This is a genomic window from Flavobacteriaceae bacterium HL-DH10, assembly GCA_031826515.1.
GTDB lineage: Bacteria > Bacteroidota > Bacteroidia > Flavobacteriales > Flavobacteriaceae > Thalassobellus > Thalassobellus suaedae.
This window is the reverse complement of sequence record CP134536.1, coordinates 2,870,316-2,886,493: the sequence shown is the minus strand read 5'-3', so window position 1 is coordinate 2,886,493 and position 16,178 is coordinate 2,870,316. Positions and strand designations below refer to the sequence as shown.

At 31.0% G+C, this 16,178-nt stretch carries 17 protein-coding genes; 7 read left to right on the top strand and 10 right to left on the bottom strand.

Annotation, left to right across the window (positions count from 1 at the left end; all coding sequences use genetic code 11):
* Nucleotides 1-244: 244 nt before the first annotated feature.
* Nucleotides 245-868, top strand: a complete 624-nt coding sequence (locus RHP49_12295; GenBank protein WNH11677.1) for a tRNA (guanine-N1)-methyltransferase — start codon at nucleotides 245-247, stop codon at nucleotides 866-868.
* Nucleotides 869-897: 29 nt separating this feature from the next.
* Nucleotides 898-1,812 carry a cysteine synthase A gene (gene cysK / locus RHP49_12290; protein ID WNH11676.1) on the top strand — a complete coding sequence of 305 codons (915 nt, stop codon included), beginning with the start codon at nucleotides 898-900 and terminating at the stop codon, nucleotides 1,810-1,812.
* 65 nt (nucleotides 1,813-1,877) lie between these two features.
* On the opposite strand, the gene yajC is transcribed toward cysK, so the two are convergent.
* From yajC to nusB, 3 genes are all read right to left on the bottom strand, one after another.
* Nucleotides 1,878-2,165 carry a preprotein translocase subunit YajC gene (gene yajC / locus RHP49_12285; protein ID WNH11675.1) on the bottom strand — a complete coding sequence of 96 codons (288 nt, stop codon included), beginning with the start codon at nucleotides 2,163-2,165 and terminating at the stop codon, nucleotides 1,878-1,880.
* 13 nt (nucleotides 2,166-2,178) lie between these two features.
* Nucleotides 2,179-2,661 (bottom strand): DUF1573 domain-containing protein, encoded by a 483-nt coding sequence (locus RHP49_12280; protein WNH11674.1) that lies wholly within the window; start codon nucleotides 2,659-2,661, stop codon nucleotides 2,179-2,181.
* Between the two features lie 83 nt (nucleotides 2,662-2,744).
* Nucleotides 2,745-3,689 carry a transcription antitermination factor NusB gene (gene nusB, locus RHP49_12275; GenBank protein WNH11673.1) on the bottom strand — a complete coding sequence of 315 codons (945 nt, stop codon included), beginning with the start codon at nucleotides 3,687-3,689 and terminating at the stop codon, nucleotides 2,745-2,747.
* A gap of 223 nt (nucleotides 3,690-3,912) precedes the next feature.
* On the opposite strand from nusB, the gene RHP49_12270 reads away from it, so the two are divergent.
* Nucleotides 3,913-5,679: an ABC transporter ATP-binding protein gene (locus tag RHP49_12270; protein ID WNH11672.1), complete on the top strand. Its 1,767-nt coding sequence runs from the start codon at nucleotides 3,913-3,915 to the stop codon at nucleotides 5,677-5,679.
* Nucleotides 5,680-5,837: 158 nt separating this feature from the next.
* Entirely contained in the window at nucleotides 5,838-6,224 is a 387-nt protein-coding gene (locus RHP49_12265; protein WNH11671.1) for a PUR family DNA/RNA-binding protein, read from the top strand.
* Between the two features lie 62 nt (nucleotides 6,225-6,286).
* Here RHP49_12265 and RHP49_12260 read toward each other — a convergent pair whose 3' ends face one another.
* Entirely contained in the window at nucleotides 6,287-6,622 is a 336-nt protein-coding gene (locus RHP49_12260) for a tRNA-binding protein (GenBank protein ID WNH11670.1), read from the bottom strand.
* Between the two features lie 46 nt (nucleotides 6,623-6,668).
* Between RHP49_12260 and RHP49_12255 the strand changes: the two genes are divergently transcribed.
* Nucleotides 6,669-7,232 carry a thioredoxin family protein gene (locus RHP49_12255; GenBank protein ID WNH11669.1) on the top strand — a complete coding sequence of 188 codons (564 nt, stop codon included), beginning with the start codon at nucleotides 6,669-6,671 and terminating at the stop codon, nucleotides 7,230-7,232.
* A 30-nt stretch (nucleotides 7,233-7,262) separates the two neighbouring features.
* Here the strand turns inward: RHP49_12255 and RHP49_12250 are convergent, their stop codons facing one another.
* From RHP49_12250 to RHP49_12225, 6 genes are all read right to left on the bottom strand, one after another.
* Nucleotides 7,263-7,745, bottom strand: a complete 483-nt coding sequence (locus RHP49_12250; GenBank protein WNH11668.1) for an N-acetyltransferase family protein — start codon at nucleotides 7,743-7,745, stop codon at nucleotides 7,263-7,265.
* 94 nt (nucleotides 7,746-7,839) lie between these two features.
* Nucleotides 7,840-8,385 carry a putative metal-dependent hydrolase gene (locus tag RHP49_12245; GenBank protein ID WNH11667.1) on the bottom strand — a complete coding sequence of 182 codons (546 nt, stop codon included), beginning with the start codon at nucleotides 8,383-8,385 and terminating at the stop codon, nucleotides 7,840-7,842.
* A gap of 20 nt (nucleotides 8,386-8,405) precedes the next feature.
* On the bottom strand, nucleotides 8,406-8,828 hold the full coding sequence (locus RHP49_12240) for a hypothetical protein (GenBank protein ID WNH11666.1): 423 nt from the start codon (nucleotides 8,826-8,828) through the stop codon (nucleotides 8,406-8,408).
* Nucleotides 8,829-8,952: 124 nt separating this feature from the next.
* Complete coding sequence (locus tag RHP49_12235) at nucleotides 8,953-9,885, bottom strand: peptidylprolyl isomerase (GenBank protein ID WNH11665.1); 933 nt, start codon at nucleotides 9,883-9,885, stop codon at nucleotides 8,953-8,955.
* Between the two features lie 304 nt (nucleotides 9,886-10,189).
* Nucleotides 10,190-11,319, bottom strand: a protein-coding gene (locus RHP49_12230; protein ID WNH11664.1) for an IS3 family transposase whose coding sequence is annotated in 2 segments (ribosomal slippage) — nucleotides 10,190-11,058 and nucleotides 11,058-11,319 — 1,131 coding nt in all. Because the reading frame shifts where the segments join, the coding sequence is not laid out codon by codon here.
* Nucleotides 11,320-11,953: 634 nt separating this feature from the next.
* Nucleotides 11,954-14,158 (bottom strand): RecQ family ATP-dependent DNA helicase, encoded by a 2,205-nt coding sequence (locus RHP49_12225; protein WNH11663.1) that lies wholly within the window; start codon nucleotides 14,156-14,158, stop codon nucleotides 11,954-11,956.
* A 206-nt stretch (nucleotides 14,159-14,364) separates the two neighbouring features.
* Here RHP49_12225 and RHP49_12220 point away from each other — a divergent pair, with 206 nt between their 5' ends.
* Both RHP49_12220 and tatC read left to right on the top strand, forming a co-directional pair.
* Nucleotides 14,365-15,330, top strand: coding sequence for a KpsF/GutQ family sugar-phosphate isomerase (locus RHP49_12220; protein ID WNH11662.1), 966 nt, complete (start codon nucleotides 14,365-14,367; stop codon nucleotides 15,328-15,330).
* Nucleotides 15,330-16,157, top strand: a complete 828-nt coding sequence (gene tatC / locus RHP49_12215) for a twin-arginine translocase subunit TatC (protein ID WNH11661.1) — start codon at nucleotides 15,330-15,332, stop codon at nucleotides 16,155-16,157. Before RHP49_12220 ends, tatC begins: the two co-directional genes overlap by 1 nt.
* The last annotated feature ends 21 nt before the right edge of the window (nucleotides 16,158-16,178 follow it).

Here is a 16,178-nt window from a genome sequence, read left to right as displayed (position 1 = left end):
AAATACTTATTTACACATTTTTAAAACCCTCTTAAAAATTATTTTTAAGAGGGTTTTAACTTGTAAAATATATTCTTAAACGAGACCTTACATTTTTATTAATAATTAAAAATCTAAAATTATTTTTTATTCGTATATAATTTGGCCTTACTAAGTGAGGCTTTTTTTATTAATTAAGCTATGTTTTAATAAACAATATTTTATAACTTAGTAACCAAACAAAACTATTTTAAACCCTTCTTAAATGAAATCTATTAAACACCTAACTATAGCCTTTCTTTTTATATTCACATCAGTATCCTTTTCACAATCAAAAACAGAAGAAGCAGACAACCTATCTATAAACAGTGGCACCATTAATAGTCAGTTTGAATATGTTCTTAAAAAGTCAGGTAATTTCAGAGGTACAAATGGTCAAATGTATGAAGCTGTACAACTTAATATGCTTCTTACTTTAAGAGCCCATACTATTGATTCCCTAAAAACCGCATATAAAGACTTAGCTAACACACAAGTTGTTGTAAAAAAACAAGCTAAAGAAATTACAGATTTAAAATCTAACCTATTAAATACGCAAACAGATTTAGATAAAACAGAATCTGAAAAAAACAACATGTCTTTATTTGGTATTCAAATGAGTAAAACAGGTTATAATGTACTTATGTGGTCTATTATTGCTGGCTTATTAGCGATGCTACTTTTCTTCATATATAAGTTTAAAAATAGTAATGCTATTACTAAAGATGCTAAAAATTCACTTGAAGAAATTGAAGAAGAATTTGAAGAGCACCGCAAAATAGCCTTAGAACGCGAGCAAAAGGTTAGGCGCCAATTGCAAGACGAAATTAATAAACAGAAAAAAGCGTAACACCTGTTTTTACAAATACATAAAACACTATGAAAATACATAATATTTTAGAAGATATAGGTAATACACCTGTTGTTCGATTAAGTAAATTATTCCCAAATGCAAATGTTTGGATGAAACTTGAAAAATCAAATCCGGGAGGAAGCATTAAAGACAGGATTGCGTTATCAATGATTGAAGATGCAGAAAAAAGAAATATTTTAACTAAAGACACAGAAATTATTGAGCCTACCTCTGGAAATACGGGGATTGGCCTAGCAATGGTTGCCGCAGTAAAAGGATACAAACTGACTTTAGTAATGCCAGAATCTATGTCTGTTGAACGACGCGCACTCATGGCTGCTTATGGTGCTAATCTTGTACTAACTCCAAAAGAATTAGGTTTAGGAGGTACAATTGCTAAAGCAAACGAGATGGTTGAAAATAATAAAAATGCGTGGATGCCTTCTCAATTTACAAACCCAGCAAACCCAGAAATACACAGAAAAACCACTGCTTTAGAAATAATTAAGGACTTTCCTGAAGGCATAGATTATTTAATTACAGGTGTTGGTACAGGTGGACATATTACTGGTATGGCAGACGTTTTAAAAGAAAAATTCCCTGATTTAAAAGTATTTGCTGTTGAACCTGATGATTCTGCAATAATTTCTGGAGGTGAACCTGGACCACATCCACTACAAGGTATTGGCCCTGGATTTATTCCTGAGGTTTTCAATATTAAAATAATTGATGGCGCTATTAGAATAACTAAAGAAGAAGCATTTGCCGAAGTTAAAAACATTGCTACCACTGAAGGCATTCTAGTTGGTATTTCTACTGGAGCCTCTTTAGCTGCCGTTAGAAAACAATTACAAACTTTAAATGATGGCGAAGCGACTATACTAACAATGAATTATGATACTGGAGAGCGTTACCTTTCTATCGAAGGCCTTTTATCATAAAAATAATTCCATAAAAAAAGCTTCCTATTTGGAAGCTTTTTTTTATCAAGAATTTTGATTTTCTTTTATTTTGCTGGTGCATTAAGTTTAGTGCTCATTTCCATAGAAATGGCTGTTCTATCAAACTTTAACTTTCCAGCCATAGTTTCAATAACACAACTGTTATCTTTATCATTTAACTCAGCTATTTTACCGTGTAAACCACTTTTGGTAATCACTTTATCACCACGCTTTAATTCGGCTGCAAACTTTTTCTCTTTTTTTGCACGTTTCATTTGAGGTGCAATCATAAAGAAATACACAACTACAAACATTAAGATAAACGGCAAAAATTGCCCGATTCCTTCTCCCATAATATTATTTTATTTAGTTAGCAGCTGCTGCTGCTTTTGGTTGAGCATTTGGGTCTGGTTTTACAAATGCTGTTATTTTTACTATTTCTGAACCTTTTTCTGTGTTCGCAGTTACTGTAATTGTTTTCGATACTTTATTTGAACCGCTACCATTAAACTTTACTGTAAAGCTAGCCGATTCTCCTGGAGCTAGAGGATCTCTACTCCAATCTTGTGGTACCGTACAACCACATGAACTTTTAATATTGGTAACAACTAGAGGAGCGTCACCTGTGTTTTTATATGTGAAAGTAGTTTCTTGAGGTGCTTTTGCTTCAATCTCACCAAAATCATGCTCTGTTTTATCAAACTCGATAACTGGAAATTTAGTTGAATTTGCATCTCTTTCTGCTGCTGCTATAACATTACTTTCTTCTATCTTTTTTGCTGCATTTTCTTTACAAGAAACAAATGCTATGATGCACAAAGCACTTAATCCAAATATAACTTTTTTCATTTTAAAACTATTTAATATTAATGTTGTAAAAATAGCAATTATTTAATCTATTAAAAACTTTTATTAATGCCTTTAACAGAAAATTACATTAATCCACGTCCTACTTTATTTAAGGTCCCAGCTTCTTCGTACTCTTTAACTAACTTATCTAATATTCCGTTAATAAAAATACTGCTTTTAGGCGTTGAATATTCTTTAGCTATTTCTAAATATTCATTAATAGTAACTTTTACAGGTATTGATGGGAAATTTTTCAACTCGCAAATTGCCATTTGTAATAATACGTAATCAACATTTGCTATACGATCTGATTCCCAGTTTTGAGTTTTACCTTCTATTTCTTTATTAATAGCCGATCTATTTAAAAGTGTTTTTCTAAACAAATCAATAGCATATTGCTTATCTTCTATATCTTTATAAAGTTTAGGTGTAAAATGATGATCTTGAGAACTCGCTTTTGCCTTTCTTAATATTTTTAATATCGTTGTGTTTACAGTTGGAAGGTCGTCTAACCAAGTCAGGTTCTTATCTTCAATATACTCGTAAAGCTTCTCATTAGGCGCTATGATATCTTTAAAAACATCAACAAGAAATTCTTTATCTTCCTTAAAATCGGACACCTTAGTTTGCATATATTCTTTATACAAATCGCTAGCCACAATAGCTTTAAAAATAACATCTACATACTCACTATCCAAATCCCAGTTATTTATTTTATAAGCTTCTAACCTGTCTTTTAACTCCAGATTATTTTTAAATAACTGCAATAATTGATTGCTAACAAACTTTCTGTTAGGATCTTTATCTTCTTTGGTTGCTAAATGTTTTTTCTGCTTTTTTTGTAAATCGCTTTCTGCTCTTTTTTGAACTTCAAGTAATAACGATACTAATAAAAGGTACAAGTTGTACATGTTATCTATACTAAACAGTAAAAACTTTTGGTCTTTACTTAAATCATCACTTTCACCACCTTTAAAGGCATACATAGTTTGCATTACTTTTACGCGAATATGTCTTCTGTTTAGCATAATAAAAAAGAACTTAAATTTAAAAAACGAAATTATTATTAATTTTCGTTCGGCAAAAATAATATTATTTTAAAAAACTACTCCATATTATTTACATTATTATCAAAGAGATTTTAAAGTATATTTAACACTTAGTAAATGCCAATGCTAAGATGTGTTTTGTTATAAACCTTTATCTTTGTAAACTCACATTTTTACTTAAAAATGAATCACTAATTGATTAATGAAAGAATTACAACATTTAAATAAATATTTTTTAAAATATAAAGTTCACCTTTTAACAGGTATTTTTATCACTATTGTTGCTAGAATATTTTTACTTTTTACACCAAGATTAGTTAGAGAAATTTTTGTTATAGTTGAAAAATATAAAGCAGGGAATGTAACTGAAGGCACAACTATTGAAAGTGAACTAACCATAATTATACTTTATATTATTGGTGCTGCCATAGTTGGTGGTATTCTTACTTTTTTTATGAGGCAAGCTATTATAAATGTGTCTCGATATATAGAATACGATTTAAAAAACGAAATATATAACCAGTACCAAAAACTTTCTTTAAACTTTTACAAAAAGAATAGAACAGGCGATTTAATGAATCGTATAAGTGAAGATGTTGGGCGTGTACGCATGTACGTTGGACCTGCTATTATGTATAGTATTAATACGATTACTCTTTTTGTAATTGCATTAATTTATATGTTTAATACGGCTCCAAAACTTGCTCTTTACACCATCGTACCATTACCTGTTTTATCTATAGTCATTTATAAACTAAGTAAAGAGATACATCACAGAAGTACCATTGTTCAAGAATATTTATCAAAATTATCTACATATACTCAAGAATCTTTTAGTGGTATTTCTATAATTAAAGCTTATGGTATTGAACAATTAACATCAACAAACTTTAATGAACTTGCTGCTACAAGCAAACAAAAACAAATTAGCTTAGCAAAAGTACAAGCTTGGTTTTTCCCTATGATGATCCTGCTTATTGGCATTAGTAATTTATTAGTCATTTACATAGGTGGTATGCAATATATAAATGGTGAAATTGAAAGTTTAGGTACCATTGCCGAGTTTATAATTTATGTAAATATGCTTACATGGCCCGTTGCAACGGTAGGATGGGTAACCTCTATTGTGCAACAAGCGGAAGCCTCACAAAAACGAATTAATGAGTTTTTAAAAATAGAACCTGAAATTAAAAACAACGTTAAGGCTCATACCGAAATTACAGGTGATATTACTTTCAATAATGTATCATTTACTTATGATGATACAAATATTCAAGCTTTAAACAACATTAGTTTTAATATCAAAGCAGGTGAAACACTTGCTGTAATAGGAAAAACCGGATCGGGAAAATCTACTATTTTAGATTTAATAGGAAGGCTTTATGATATTGATACGGGTAGCATTATTATTAATAATATAGAAATTAACAAACATAATTTATCAGATTTAAGAAACGCTATTGGTTATGTACCACAAGACGCCTTCTTGTTTTCTGATTCTATAAAGAACAATATCAAGTTTGGAAAAGAAGACGCCACCGATGACGATGTTTTTGAAGCTGCTAAAAATGCCCAAGTACATAAAAATATTATTAAATTTAATAACGGCTACAACACCGTTTTAGGCGAGCGTGGTATCACACTTTCTGGCGGACAAAAACAACGTGTCTCTATTGCTAGAGCGATTATAAAATCGCCTAAAATTTTATTATTTGACGATTGTTTATCGGCAGTAGACACCGAAACAGAGGAAAAAATACTAAAAAACTTAAACAAATTATCTAAAGGCAAAACAACTATTATTGTTAGTCATAGAATTTCTTCGGCTAAAAACGCCGACAATATTATTGTTTTAGATAACGGAGAAATCGTACAAAAAGGCACACACGAATCACTTATTAACGTAGATGGATACTACAAACACCTTTATTTAAAACAATTAAGTGAAACCGTTTCAAATCAAATTTAAATTTCTCAAAACACCAAAACTTATAGCTTACTGTTATTTTGTTATATTCATTAAATAGTAATATTTCAAAAAGAAACTACCTAAATTGTTGGTTAGTATCGGTTTTTTTAAGATTTTTGGGATACAAATGTTAATCGCATAAATTTCAAAACAACACTATGAATAATTATGATATGATGGAGAAAGAAGAAATTTTTTCAAAAGTATTAAGAGCAGGGAGACGCACTTATTTTTTTGATGTAAGAGCTACAAAAGCAGAAGATTATTATCTAACGATCACTGAAAGTAAAAAATTCACTAATGATGATGGATCTTTTCATTATAAAAAGCATAAAATTTATATTTACAAAGAGGACTTCGCTGAATTTAAAGAGATTCTAGCTGAAATGACTGATTACATCATAAACGAAAAAGGTAATGAAGTTATTAGTGAGCGTCATCAAAAAGACTTTAAAAAAGAATATGATGATACCTCTGGTGACACTGAAGTTAATGCAGAAGTGAAACCTGAAAGTTTTACAGATATCGATTTTGACGATATATAATTAACTCGAACAATTTATAAAAAATCCGCTACAATTAAAATGTAGCGGATTTTTGTTTTTAGCTAAGCAACGACACTGCCATTTTTAACCTTGTTCTCTGGGTTTAATAAAATAACATCGTTTCCATTTACTGCAGCCAAAACTAAACACTCACTCATAAACTTAGCTATTTGCTTCTTAGGAAAATTTACAATAGCAACAATTTGTTTTTGAAGTAAATCTTCCTTTTTATAACGTGTTGTAATTTGAGCTGAAGATTTTTTAATTCCTAAATCTCCAAAATCAATAGTGAGTTGATATGCAGGATGACGTGCTTCAGGAAAATCATTAACATCTATAATAGTGCCTACTCGAAAATCTACTTTTATAAAATCTTCGAAAGTTATTGGGTTGTTCATTTTTTAAAAATACAAATAATCACGAACTTTGTAAAAACTTTTATTTATGGCAAATACGCCTTCTAATATGATTCCGTTAGGAACGCAAGCTCCAGATTTTAATTTGTTTGATACGGTATCTCAAAGCCATGTATCACTTCAACAATTAAAAGGAGATACAGGTACCGTTATCATGTTTATATGTAACCATTGTCCGTTTGTGATTCACATCAATTCACAACTAGTGAAAATCGCCAATGATTATATTAAAAAAGGCATTCAATTTATAGCTATTTCAAGTAACGATGTTTTAAACTATCCACAAGATAGTCCTGAAAAGATGAAAGTTTTGGCTGAAAACGAAAACTATCCATTTCCATATTTATACGATGAAACTCAAGATGTCGCAAAAGCGTATGATGCAGCTTGTACTCCAGATTTATATGTTTTTAATAAAGAACTAAAACTTATTTATAGAGGGCAACTAGACGATTCCAGACCAGGAAACGGACTTCCTGTAACTGGCAAAGATTTAAAAAATGCTATGGATTGTTTAATTGAAAACAAAGAAAATACAAGCACCCAAAAGCCTAGCATTGGTTGTAATATTAAATGGAAAATCCCATCCTAAACCCTTCCCAAAGGAAAGGACTTTTATTTTTTAAAGCGTTAATTGCCAAAAACCAACATCTAGCCATTTATCGAATTTTAAACCGACCGCTTTAAAATGAGCAACTTGCTTGAAACCGAATTTTTCATGAAGCCTTACACTGGCATCGTTTGGCAAAGTTAAACCACCAATAACAACATGATAGTTTCGCTTCTTTATCTCCTTTAATAGTTCAGCATATAATTTGGTGCCAATTTGTTTTCCAACAGCCTTGTGATCTAGATAAACGGTTGCTTCAACAGTATGCTTGTAAGCTGGTTTTTCACGCCACTTGTTTACGTAAGCATAGCCTAAAATTTTATTGTCATTTTCAAAAACAATAAATGGATAATTACTTGAAATAATTTCAATTTTATTCTTGAAAGCTTCTATTGAAAAAGGAACATTATCAAAAGTTATAATCGTTTTTAAAACATAATAGTTATAAATTTCGACTAGTTGTCTGGCGTCATTAATATTTACAACTCTTATCATATAAAAAATAAATGTTTTTTTTAGATTTCCGTTTTCACGGGAATGACAATTTCAACTTCAACCCTAAGAAAGAGCCCAGAGGAATTCTTTTCGATTAAATCCAATGATTACGCTTTAGCAAATTTTCTATATGCGCATAATGATGATTACTATGCCATGCATAATTACCAATATTAAAATTTAAAAGAACTTCGCTATTAGTTTCAGGATGAATAAAAGATTTATTTAAATCAGCTTCACTTAAAGTTTTTAAAAGATACACTAACTTCGTGTGAATACTTTTTAAATGAAGTAATGACATTTCTATAGGTGCTGTTTTAGAATCTAACAATTCTGCCCACCGTTCTTCATAATATGCCTTTATAACTGGTTTATCTTCAGTTAAAGTCCATTTAAAACGTGCATAACTATGGAGATGACTATCTGATAAGTGATGAACAACTTGTCGTATCGTCCAGCCATCAGGTCTATAAATAGTATCTAGTTGTTCGTTGGTTAAATCTTTAACAAGATTTTCCAATTTATTTGGGAAATGCTCTAAAGTGGAAATCCAATCTGCAATATGTTTTTTAGAGATATTTTCAGGACATTCAAATTGACCTATTGGATATTTAAGCTTTTGTAATTCTTGTTCTGTCATAAAAACAAAGATAGAAATTGTCAAGCAACTTCAAGAACACCTTTTCTAACAAAATTTATGGCAGCATATAAACTATTGAAACGCTTAATTTTATCATTAAAAAACAAACTTTCAACCATAGAATTTAAAATTTTAATCTTATCATTAGATACAACCAAATACGATTTTAATAAGTAACTGTGTTTAAAAAACTTTAACCAATCTGAAGCCACTAAAGAATACGAATGAATTCTATTAGAAACATAAACTATATCGTTACCATTAGTTCCTAAAAAACAGGAGATATCTTCTGTTATTAATTTACCATGATTATCCCAATTAAAAACAACTCCTCTATTGATTTCTGAGACTACAAAACCATCAAAAATGAATATATTTCCGAAAGGATAATTAAATTCCTTTAGTATTTCTGAATATAAACTGGTCTCTTTTATACTAATCATTTCGCTAAAGTAGATTGTAACAAATAACATGAAAAATATAATCGACCAACAAAGCATTACTTAGTTTATTTAACAAAAAAAGCGCTCAATAATTGAGCGCTTTAGCATTTATATGTTCTGAATGTTATTTTACATCCATCAACTCAACATCAAAAATTAAAGTGGCATCTGGTGGAATAACACCACCTGCACCGGCACTTCCATAAGCTAAATGACTTGGGATAACAAAACGAGCTTTGTCGCCAATTTTAAGTAAACCAACACCTTCATCCCAACCTGGAATTACCTGACCTACACCTAATTGAAAATCGATAGGCTGATTACGTTTATATGATGAATCAAATACTGTTCCGTCTGATAATTGTCCTTTGTAATGTACAGATACTGTTTTACCTTTTTCTGCCTTAGTACCAGAACCTTCTTGAATAATTTGATAACGTAACCCACTATCTGTTTTATTAAAACCAGAAGCAATCTTTTCAAGTTCTGCCTCGGCAGCTGCTTTTGCTTCTGCTAGTTTTTGCTCTCTAGAACCTTCAAATGTTCTAAAAGCTTCAACTGCATTATATGCTTCTGCATCTGCTCCTACTCTTATAATTTCTAAACTCTCAATAACATCACCTTGAGCTATAGCATCAACAATGTCTTGTCCTGATTGTACTTTACCAAAAACAGTGTGTTTGTTATCTAACCAAGGTGTTTCAATATGAGTGATAAAAAACTGACTTCCATTGGTTCCTGGACCTGCGTTTGCCATAGACAAAACACCTGGTCCGTCATGTTTTAAATCTGGATGAAATTCATCATCAAATTTATATCCCGGATTTCCAGAACCAGATCCTTGTGGACACCCACCTTGAATCATAAAATCTGGAATGACTCTATGGAATTTTAAACCATCATAATATGGTGTTCCTTGAGGTTTTACATTGTTTTCTAAGTTTCCTTCAGCTAAAGCTACAAAGTTACCTACTGTTCCTGGTGTTTTTTGATATTCTAAAGCAACAAGAATTTCTCCTTTAGTTGTGTTAAATTTTGCGTATAAACCGTCTTGCATTGTTCTAATTTTTAATAAAGTGCAAAGATAGGGAATGAAGTTAAAAGTTATGAGTTTATCACTTATAAGTTTTTTGAAAACAGTTTTATCGCTTTCGCGGAAAGAGAAACTGACTGATTATTGAATACTAAAATTTGTTTTGATACATTTTAGCCAAAACAACATAGAACACAACTTAACTTTGTCAGAAAAATTAGCTAACTTCGTTTAACGTAAGATATAAAACATTAAAACGATTTCATATCAAGTCGTTAGCCAACATTAGATGAAAAACAGTATGTAGGCTTCCCCTATTTAGAACTGTTTAATTTTCCAAAACTTCTATAAAGTTATCCTTTTTAAGTTTAATATTATTAGCCTTGTTGGAATTAAGTTTTGCATATTTTATTGGTGATATTTTTCCTAAGCTATCATGTGGCCTGTGATGATTATAATCTTTCATCCATATTTGTGTTTGTTCTCTGACTTGGTCTATGTTCTCAAAGATATATTTATTAAGAACCCCTCTTCGATAAGATCCATTGAATCGTTCTATAAAAGCATTTTGAGTAGGCTTACCTGGTTGTATGTACTTAAATTCAATATTATGCATGGTACTCCATCCATATGTAATCTTAGCTATAAATTCAGGACCATTATCCATTCTTATTTTTTTTGGTTTGCCTTTTCGATTTATCAAATGATTGAGCACCCATACAATGCGGTTGCTCGTTAATGAAAAGTCTATTTCTATGTGCAATGCCTCCCTATTATAATCATCAATGATATTAAAGGCTCTAAATCGTCTTTTATTCTCCAACACGTCGGTTACAAAATCCATGCTCCATGTGTGATTTTGTTCTACAGGTATTTCTAAGGGTTCGAGTATTCTTGCTGGTAAGCGTTTCTTGACTTTTCGCCTTAAAGGAAGACCTAATGCTTTATAAACACGATAGACACGTTTATGATTCCACAATTCACCTTCTTCACGCAAACGACCATAAGCTTTCCAAAACCCCTCTTCAGGTCGTTGGACAGCCTTTTCTTGTAAAGCTTTTTCAATCTCAGAATCATCTTTGGCTAAAGGTTGGTAATAATAAACACTTTTACTCATATTCAAAACACGGCACGCCCTACTGATGCCGTAACGAGCAAGTTCTTTACTTATACTGCGTTTAAGGCAGGGCTTCAAAACTTTTTTTCAATGATCTCTTTGGCCATTTGATGGTCTAATGCTAAAGTGGCATACATCTGTTTTAGTTTACGGTTTTCGTCTTCCAGCTCCTTGATCCGTTTTAACTCTTTGCCATTCATGCCAGCATATCGTTCTCGCCATTTATAAAATGCAGAGGAACTAACGCCATGTTCTCGCGTAATCTGTTCAACACTCTTGCCTGTGTCAAACTCCTTTAAAATCTTTGCTATCTGTTGCGGACTAAATTTACTTTTTCTCATAATACTGTTTAAAATTAATAATTATTTTACACTTTTAAACAGTTCGGTTTTTGGGGGAGCTTACAGATAAGTACAATAATAAAATCAAAGAAATAGAAAATAATAAAGTAACATTGGAAAATATTTACACTTATGACAGTAAGAATAATTGGATTACAATGAAACAATTTAAAAATAATAAGCCAGTAGAAATTGTAATTAGGGAAATTGATTATTATAAATAACGTTGGCTAACACTGTATAAAAAAAATTGCTAGTTTTAGCTAAACCAATGTCAGTTGCTCGTTTGCTTGCTTCTGATTTTCCTTCGGAAAATCCTCGCACACAAACACGCAACTTTCCTTATACATAAACGTTAAACGAATCTCTCAAAACAAGGCTACATTTTGATAAAAAAATAAGCTAGCAAATAAATGCGTTAGGGAGTATTCATTGGTTAATGTCTTATATTAATGAAATCATGAATGCAAAGCATTTGTAATGGCTTCCTTTAGTTTTTCTTAAAGCATCCCGAACTTTTAAAATATACACTTACGATGTTAATAGATTCCTGCCTGCGCAGGAATGACAAAAAAAAACAAAAAATATAGTAAAAATCTCGCCCCAATAAGGTAACGCCCAAATTACAACGTAATTAGTTTGCTACTTCACTAATAAACTTGATACGGTATAAACGAAGTTCGTCCTCGTCATAATCTCCATCAAATTCTTCAATAGCAGCTTCAATACTATCAGATTCAGACTCCATAAAATAATCATGAATTTCTTCTTGCTGATCTTCATCTAAAATATCGTGAATCCAATAATCGATATTTAGCTTCGTGCCAGAATAAACAATAGCTTCCATTTCTTTTATAAAATCTTCCATAGACATGCCTTTAGAAGACGCAATATCATCTAAAGGTAATTTTCTATCAATATTTTGAATGATATATAATTTATTAGCAGAATTACTTCCTGTAGATTTTACAACTAAATCATCTGGACGAATAATATCATTTTCATCAACATAATTAGAAATTAACGCAACAAAATCTTTACCATATTTTTTTGCTTTACCATCACCAACTCCATGTACATTAGCTAATTCTGAAAGGCTAATTGGATACTTTAATGCCATATCTTCTAATGAAGGATCTTGAAAAATAACAAATGGTGGCACGCCTAATTTTTTAGCATTCTTTTTACGCAAATCTTTAAGCATTCCCATTAAAACTTCATCGGCAACTGCACCGCTTCCTTTAGAGGCTGTAATAATAGATCCATCTTCTTGTTCGCCTTCAAAAATATGATCTTCAGTCATCATAAACGACTGAGGGTTATTTATAAAGTCTTTTCCAGAGGCATTCAACTTAATAACACCGTATGTTTCTATATCTTTTTTTAGATAACCAGCAACCAATAATTGCCTTAAAAGTGCCATCCAATATTTATTATCTTTCTCCTTACCTTTTCCGAAAAAAGGTTGTTCATTCGTTCTGTGAGAATTAATTAACGCATTTTCTTTTCCTACAATAACGCTAACTAAATCTTTAGATTTATATTTTTCATTCGTATTTTGAATCGTTTCTAACAACAGTTTCGCATCGTCTTTAGCTTCAGTTTGTTTTTTTGGATACCGAACATTATCATCCATATCACCACCTTCTCCTGTTTCATTATCAAACTCTTCGCCAAAATAATGTAAAATAAATTTACGCCTAGATATTGATGTCTCGGCAAATGCAACAACTTCTTGCAATAAGGCTTGTCCTATTTCCTGTTCTGCAACAGGTTTTCCAGACATGAATTTTTCCAACTTTTCAATATCCTTATATGCATAATACGCTAAACAATGACCTTCGCCTCCATCTCGACCTGCTCTTCCTGTTTCTTGGTAATAACTCTCTATACTTTTTGGAATATCATGGTGAATTACAAACCTAACATCGGGTTTATCTATACCCATTCCAAATGCTATGGTAGCAACCACAACATCTACATCTTCCATAAGAAATTTATCTTGATGACTTGATCTTGTTTTAGCATCTAATCCTGCATGATACGGTACTGCTTTTACGCCATTAACTTGTAATACTTGTGCTAGTTCTTCAACACGTTTTCGGCTTAAACAATAAACAATACCCGATTTACCTTCATTTTGTTTTACAAAACGAATAATATCGACATCAACATTTTTTGTTTTAGGGCGTACCTCATAGTACAAATTAGGTCTATTAAAAGAAGCTTTAAATGTTTTAGCTCCTGTGATACCCAAGTTCTTTATAATATCTTCCTGTACCTTAGGCGTTGCTGTCGCTGTTAATCCTATGATAGGGATATTATCGCCAATACGTTTTATAATATGACGTAAATTTCTGTATTCTGGTCTAAAATCATGCCCCCACTCACTAATACAGTGTGCTTCATCAATAGCTAAAAAAGATACTTTTACAGAGCGTAGAAACTCAACATTCTCTTCTTTTGTAAGCGATTCTGGAGCTACATAAAGTAACTTTGTTACGCCGTTTACAATATCTTCTTTTACACGTTTTACTTCTGTTTTATTTAATGAAGAATTTAATACATGTGCGATACCTTCCTCTTTTGAAATACCTCTAATCGCATCTACTTGATTTTTCATTAACGCTATTAAAGGAGAGACAACAATGGCTGTACCTTCTTGCATTAATGCTGGTAATTGATAACAGAGTGACTTACCACCGCCTGTCGGCATAATTACAAACGTATGATTCTTAGACATGATACTTTCAACGACACCTTCTTGAAGACCTTTGAATTTGTTGAATCCAAAATATTTTTTTAATGCAGAATGCAAATCACTTTTTGCTATTGACATGAATTTTATAAAATTTATTTTCACCAGTTTAATACACCATAATAAATCAATTTTCAATAATTAATTTAATAGTATATTTCGAGAACCCTCATATTTTTTTCGTTAGTTTTGTAACGAAAATTCAAATTACAATAAAAATTTAATTTGAATAACATTTAAAGATAATAAAATCTTTAAATGCACCAACAATTATAAAATAATAAATTTTGAGCAGCAAAAATTCCATTATTAAAATCGCTAAACAAACTATCGAAATGGAAAGTAAAGCCATTTCTAATTTATCTAATTTAGTAAATGATGATTTTTCAGATGCCGTAAATCTTATTTACAATTCTAAAGGACGTGTTATAATTACTGGTATTGGTAAAAGTGCCATTATTGCTAATAAAATTGTTGCCACCTTAAATTCAACGGGGACACCTTCTGTTTTTATGCATGCCGCCGAAGCTATTCATGGAGATTTAGGACTTATTCTTAAAGACGATATTGTTGTTTGTATATCGAATAGTGGTAATACACCAGAAATAAAAGTACTCATCCCTTTAATAAAAAGAGCTAACAATAAAATTATTGCCATTACTGGTAATTCAAAATCTTTTCTTGGTGAAGAAGCTCATTTTATTTTAAATTCTTATGTTGAAAAAGAAGCTTGCCCCAATAATTTAGCCCCAACTACAAGTACTACAGCACAATTAGTTATTGGCGATGCACTTGCGGTTTGCTTATTAGATTTACGGGGTTTTTCTAGTAACGATTTTGCAAAATATCACCCAGGCGGCGCATTAGGAAAAAAACTATACTTAAGAGTTAAAGATATTTCTTCTGTAAATGAAAAACCAAATGTTAGCCTAGATACCAGTATTAAAGAGGTAATAATAGAAATCACTAAAAAAAGACTTGGTGTTACTGCTGTTATTGAGGACCAAAAAATTATTGGTATTATAACTGATGGTGATTTACGTAGAATGTTAACTAAAGTTGATGATTTCTCTAAACTATCTGCTAAAGATATTATGAGTGCAAACCCAAAACGTATTGAAGGTAATTCTATGGCTGTTGATGCATTAGAAATTATGGAAGCCCATGATATTTCTCAGATTTTAGTTGAAGAAAACGGAACATATACTGGTGTTGTACACCTACACGATTTAATAAAAGAAGGTATTATATAATGGCGAAAAAAGATATAAATGAGATGTCTTTTTTAGATCATCTTGAAGATTTACGTTGGCATTTAATTAGAATATGTTCTGCAATTATTATTGTTGCTTCTCTTGCCTTCATTTTTAGCAGATTTGTTTTTGATGCTATTATTTTCGCACCATTAGAGATGGATTTCCCAACTTATGAGTTTTTATGTAAAACAGGACGTTTTTTAAACGTTGAAACCTCTTTTTGTAATAATGAAATGCCAATGATTCTTCAAAACAGAACCATGGCAGGACAGTTTTCTGCAGATATCTGGACGGCTATTTTAGGTGGTTTTATTATTTCATTTCCTTATATTATTTATCAACTATGGAAATTTATAAGCCCTGGCTTACATAAAAGCGAACGAAAACATTCGCGTGGCTTCATCATTATTTGTTCTATACTGTTTTTTTTAGGTGCTTTATTTGGCTATTACATCATCACACCACTTTCTATCAACTTTTTAGCAAATTATAGCATCTCTTCTAAAGTCGATAATCAAATAGATATCAGTTCTCTTATTGGATTAGTAAGAGCTTCTGTTTTAGCTTCTGGTTTAATTTTCGAGTTACCTATTATTATTTATTTTTTAACTAAAATAGGATTGGTAACACCAGAATTCCTTAAAAAATATAGAAAGTATGCGCTTGTCATTGTATTAATATTATCAGCTATAATTACACCTCCAGATATTGCAAGTCAAATTATTGTAGCTATACCTATTCTTATTCTATATCAGGTAAGTATTTATATTTCAAAAGTTGTTATTAGAAATCAAAAAAGAAAAGAAAAACAAACCATAAATTAAACACCTTGCTATAATAGTGTA

What these genes read in the sequence shown, in the direction of transcription:
- RHP49_12225 (WNH11663.1), bottom strand. Translation starts at nt 14,158, where the DNA reads ATGTCAATAGCAAAAAGTGATTTGCATTCTGCATTAAAAAAATATTTT.
- RHP49_12240 (WNH11666.1), bottom strand. Translation starts at nt 8,828, where the DNA reads ATGATTAGTATAAAAGAGACCAGTTTATATTCAGAAATACTAAAGGAA.
- nusB (WNH11673.1), bottom strand. Translation starts at nt 3,689, where the DNA reads ATGCTAAACAGAAGACATATTCGCGTAAAAGTAATGCAAACTATGTAT.
- yajC (WNH11675.1), bottom strand. Translation starts at nt 2,165, where the DNA reads ATGGGAGAAGGAATCGGGCAATTTTTGCCGTTTATCTTAATGTTTGTA.
- RHP49_12280 (WNH11674.1), bottom strand. Translation starts at nt 2,661, where the DNA reads ATGAAAAAAGTTATATTTGGATTAAGTGCTTTGTGCATCATAGCATTT.
- RHP49_12250 (WNH11668.1), bottom strand. Translation starts at nt 7,745, where the DNA reads ATGATAAGAGTTGTAAATATTAATGACGCCAGACAACTAGTCGAAATT.
- cysK (WNH11676.1), top strand. Translation starts at nt 898, where the DNA reads ATGAAAATACATAATATTTTAGAAGATATAGGTAATACACCTGTTGTT.
- RHP49_12295 (WNH11677.1), top strand. Translation starts at nt 245, where the DNA reads ATGAAATCTATTAAACACCTAACTATAGCCTTTCTTTTTATATTCACA.
- RHP49_12255 (WNH11669.1), top strand. Translation starts at nt 6,669, where the DNA reads ATGGCAAATACGCCTTCTAATATGATTCCGTTAGGAACGCAAGCTCCA.
- RHP49_12265 (WNH11671.1), top strand. Translation starts at nt 5,838, where the DNA reads ATGAATAATTATGATATGATGGAGAAAGAAGAAATTTTTTCAAAAGTA.
- RHP49_12245 (WNH11667.1), bottom strand. Translation starts at nt 8,385, where the DNA reads ATGACAGAACAAGAATTACAAAAGCTTAAATATCCAATAGGTCAATTT.
- RHP49_12235 (WNH11665.1), bottom strand. Translation starts at nt 9,885, where the DNA reads ATGCAAGACGGTTTATACGCAAAATTTAACACAACTAAAGGAGAAATT.
- RHP49_12270 (WNH11672.1), top strand. Translation starts at nt 3,913, where the DNA reads ATGAAAGAATTACAACATTTAAATAAATATTTTTTAAAATATAAAGTT.
- tatC (WNH11661.1), top strand. Translation starts at nt 15,330, where the DNA reads ATGGCGAAAAAAGATATAAATGAGATGTCTTTTTTAGATCATCTTGAA.
- RHP49_12260 (WNH11670.1), bottom strand. Translation starts at nt 6,622, where the DNA reads ATGAACAACCCAATAACTTTCGAAGATTTTATAAAAGTAGATTTTCGA.